At 43.9% G+C, this 3909-nt stretch carries 3 protein-coding genes; 2 read left to right on the forward strand and 1 reads right to left on the reverse strand.

Going from position 1 to position 3909, the window contains the following annotated elements; translation table 11 throughout:
• Positions 1-132: 132 nt before the first annotated feature.
• Entirely contained in the window at positions 133-315 is a 183-nt protein-coding gene (locus PX484_RS08090) for a hypothetical protein (protein WP_287768366.1), read from the reverse strand.
• 249 nt (positions 316-564) lie between these two features.
• Between PX484_RS08090 and PX484_RS08095 the strand changes: the two genes are divergently transcribed.
• Both PX484_RS08095 and PX484_RS08100 read left to right on the forward strand, forming a co-directional pair.
• A complete protein-coding gene (locus PX484_RS08095; protein ID WP_287768330.1) occupies positions 565-2877 on the forward strand; it encodes a GumC family protein in 2313 nt (770 codons plus the stop codon).
• A 202-nt stretch (positions 2878-3079) separates the two neighbouring features.
• The coding region (locus tag PX484_RS08100) for a DASH family cryptochrome (protein WP_288103405.1) at positions 3080-3909 on the forward strand (830 nt) is incomplete at its 3' end.

Consider the following 3909-nt stretch of genomic DNA (forward strand, 5'->3'; position numbering starts at 1 on the left):
ATAAATTCTCTCTAGCATTTTCTGGCTCTCGGGGTTTAGGTCTCTAATCAATCTCATTGTATTTTCCTGCTGCTTCGTTTTTTTATGTATTATACTTCTTAATTTTTTATTTGGGTAATTAATTTTGCATGACTACTTAAGACTCGCTTCCACAATTAAACTGGCTAATTCTAAAGATTCTCGCAAAGCCGCCGCGAGGAGGGGTTGTAGGGTGCTTTCCACTGGTTCATCAGGGAGGACAAAATCCGCTGGCAATTTCTCCCAGGTAATGGGGGGTAAAGTATCAGAGATGCGAGGTGCTAATGGGATTGTCATTTAGGCTCTCGTGTGATGGTGGTTATGGCGGTTTAGCTTGTGGCAGGATAGCACACAATTTGTAACCGTTCAGGGGGGGGTATGTCAAGCCGCCAGTGGCATTGACTAGGTTAAACCCACCTTATTTGGTAATTACTGGAAAAACTAGGGTTATCATTGTAGCACGGTGTTATGATTGAGCGGTGACAAATCGAGCCAGATTGCCACCGGAAAATCTTTTAATACAGTTATCCCTTGACTATTTGATTAATGATGAACAACCAACAAAATGGGGCTTTAAAAACCCAAAGTCAAGCAAATCTGCCAGTTTTTGCCCAACCGGCTTTTATCCCCTCCCCGACGCAAGAAGAAGAGGAACTGAACCTGCGTCAAGTCCTTTCTGTCATCAAGCATCGCTGGTGGGTAATCGCTGGCATCACCCTAGGGGTGACGGGTGCGATTGCTGCTTATACTTTCTTAAAAACCCCTATCTATCAAGGTAAATTCCTGCTGCTCATCGGTCAACCCATCGAGGAAAATAAAAGTTCTTCCAGACTGGCAGCCCAAGATATCCTACCTCAGTTAGGTGGTGAAGACATCGATTATGATACCCAAATCGCCGTTTTAACCAGTCCTCAACTTCTTAACCCCATCCTTAGTAAAATAACCCCTAAGTATCCCGACTTTACCTACAGTGATTTAATTAGTAAAACTGGCAAATCTGATCTCGAAATTAGTCAATTAAAAGAGACGAAAGTTTTAGAAATTTCCTATCGAGATGCGGAACCGGAAAAAATCAAGCTGGTTTTAGATAATTTAGCCCGTCATTACCTAAAATATAGTTCTCAGGAACGCAAGACCGAAATTAATCAAGGTTTGGATTTTGTTAACGCTCAATTGCCGGTGCTGCGGGAACGAGTTAATTCTCTACAAAAACAAATGCAGCAATTCCGGCAGCAATACAATTTCCTGGATCCCGATAAAGAGGCGACTCGTTTATCACAACAGTTAACCACTACTGAACAAGATTATCGGGCAGCCCAAGTTGCCCTTAACGAAATTAACTCTCGCTATCAAGCTTTACAGCAACAGGTGGGATTGGCCCCTAATCAAGCAATTATCGCTACTTATCTCAGTGAATCTCCCGGTTATCAAGATTTGCTCAAGCAGCTGCAGGAAGTAGAAGTGGAATTGGCCAAACAATCGGCAGTTTTCGCGAAAGATAGCCCGATAATCGCCACCCTAGAGGAAAAACGCGCTAATTTGCTGCCCCTACTGCAAAACGAGGCCCAGAGAACCCTAGGGGAAAAACTGCCCCAGACAGTGGGTAATTCCCCGGCTTTGGTATCTCAGAGCGCTTTGCGAGTAGAATTAACCCAACAATTGGTGGAAGCCGCTAACAGTCGCCAAACCCTAGAAATTAAGGTAGAATCCCTTGCCCAAGCCCTCGAACAACAGAAAGCCTCGGTCAAAAATCTTGCGGTTTTAGCCCGTCGCTATACGGATTTGCAGCGAGAGTTGGAAATCGCCACCACCAGCCTTAACCGTTTTCTGGATCAACAGCAAAAATTACAGCTACAGGTGGCACAACAAGTGGTGCCTTGGCAACTAATTTCCCCACCAGAGGTAGGGGAGGACTTCGTTTCTCCTAAACCTGTGCGAAATCTGGCTTTAGGGCTTATCGGTGGCCTTTTATTAGGACTGGGGGTGGCCTTTTTAGCCGAAAGATTAGACCCCGTTCATCATAGTGCAGATGAACTAAAAGAAGATACTAAACTACCCCTTTTAGGCGCAATTCCCTGGCAAAAAGACATCGGTAAGATCGAAAAAGTGATCACCGCCGCCCTACCCCAGTTAACAGTTGGCGATCGCAAAATTACTATCCCTAATACTAGCCCGAAATCAGCCAACGAAAACCCCTACTACTATAATTTCTCCCCCTTCTCGGAAGCTTTCCACACTCTTAACACCAATATTCGCCTCCTCGGTTCCGATTCCCCCCTCAAGTCCCTCGTGATTAGTTCTGTATCACCGGGAGATGGTAAAACCACCATATCAATAAATATCGCTAAGGCTGCCGCTAGTATGGGAAAAAGAGTCTTACTGGTGGATGCCGACCTGCGACGACCCCAAATTCACCTGCGACTTAATCTCGATAACGACCACGGACTCAGTAATGTCCTCGCCGAGGGTCTCGATTGGAACGAGGCAATTCAATCCCTACCCCGCTACGAGAATTTATCGATTCTTACCGCCGGTTCAATTCCCCCAGATCCAACCCGCTTGCTTTCTTCCCAGAGAATGCAGGAGATGATCTCGCAATTACAGCAAGACGACGTTTTCGATCTAATTATCTACGATCTACCACCGATCGCCGCTTTTGCCGATGGGAAAATTCTCGCCGCCATGGCCACTGGCCTAATTCTCGTCACTAAACTGGGCAAAACTGATCGCTTTGCGCTCAAAAATCTACTCGAAGATCTGAGATTATCCAACATTTCCGTGTTAGGTTTAGTGGCTAATAATGTTAGTCGGAAAGACCATAATTATGATTACTATGGCCATTACTACGGGAAAAGATAATTAAATTCAAGATAGATTTTGGCTTCGATCCCCCCCTAATCCCCCCTTAATAAGGGGGGTGCCGATCCCCCCTTAATCCCCCCTTAATAAGGGGGGTGCCGATCCCCCCTTAATCCCCCCTTAATAAGGGGGGTGCCGATCCCCCCTTATTCCCCCCTTAATAATGGGGGTGTCTGATGGTTTTTAACACCTAACTACTTAAATGCGGGTTTTAATCTGGTATCGCAATGATCTGCGGATTCACGATCACGAGGCAATTTATCGAGCCATTCAAGAACAATTAGAGATAATTCCCTTTTATTGTTTTGATGAGCGTCAATTTGGTCTTACTTCCTACGGGTTCCCAAAAACTGGCAAGTTCCGAGCTAAATTTTTATTAGAAAGCGTAGCAGATTTGCGACAATCTCTGGAAAATTTAGGCGGTAATTTAATTATCCGACGGGGAAAACCAGAAGAACTTATCCCGCAATTAGTTCAAGAATTGCAGATAGCCAAGGTTTATTATCATCAAGAGGTAACAGCAGAGGAATTAGCGGTAGAAAAAGCGGTAAATCAGGCTTTATCTGGGTTTCCCGTGCAGATAAAAACTTTTTGGACAGCCACTTTATACCATCCTGATGATTTACCTTTTACCCTTAATCAACTGCCGGAATTATTTACTAATTTTCGTAAACAAGTAGAACGTCATTGGGAAATAAGAACAACTTATCCCACGCCGAAAAAGTTGACAAAATTACCTAAAATAGATTTTGGAAACCTTCCTAGTTTAAACGATTTAGGCTTAACAGAACTAATTCTAGACTGGCGAGGTGTTTTGTCGTTTCAAGGGGGTGAAATGGCAGGAAAATCACGGGTTAAGGAATATATTTGGGATAGTGATTCCTTAAAAACCTATAAAGAAACCCGCAATGAAATGTTAGGGACTAATTATTCCTCAAAATTCTCAGCTTGGTTAAGTTTTGGCTGTCTTTCCCCCCGTTATATCTATGAGGAAGTACAAAAATATGAGCAAACAAGAGTAAAAAATGACTC

Source organism: Microcystis sp. M49636_WE2, from assembly GCF_030065375.1.
Lineage (GTDB): Bacteria > Cyanobacteriota > Cyanobacteriia > Cyanobacteriales > Microcystaceae > Microcystis > Microcystis aeruginosa_C.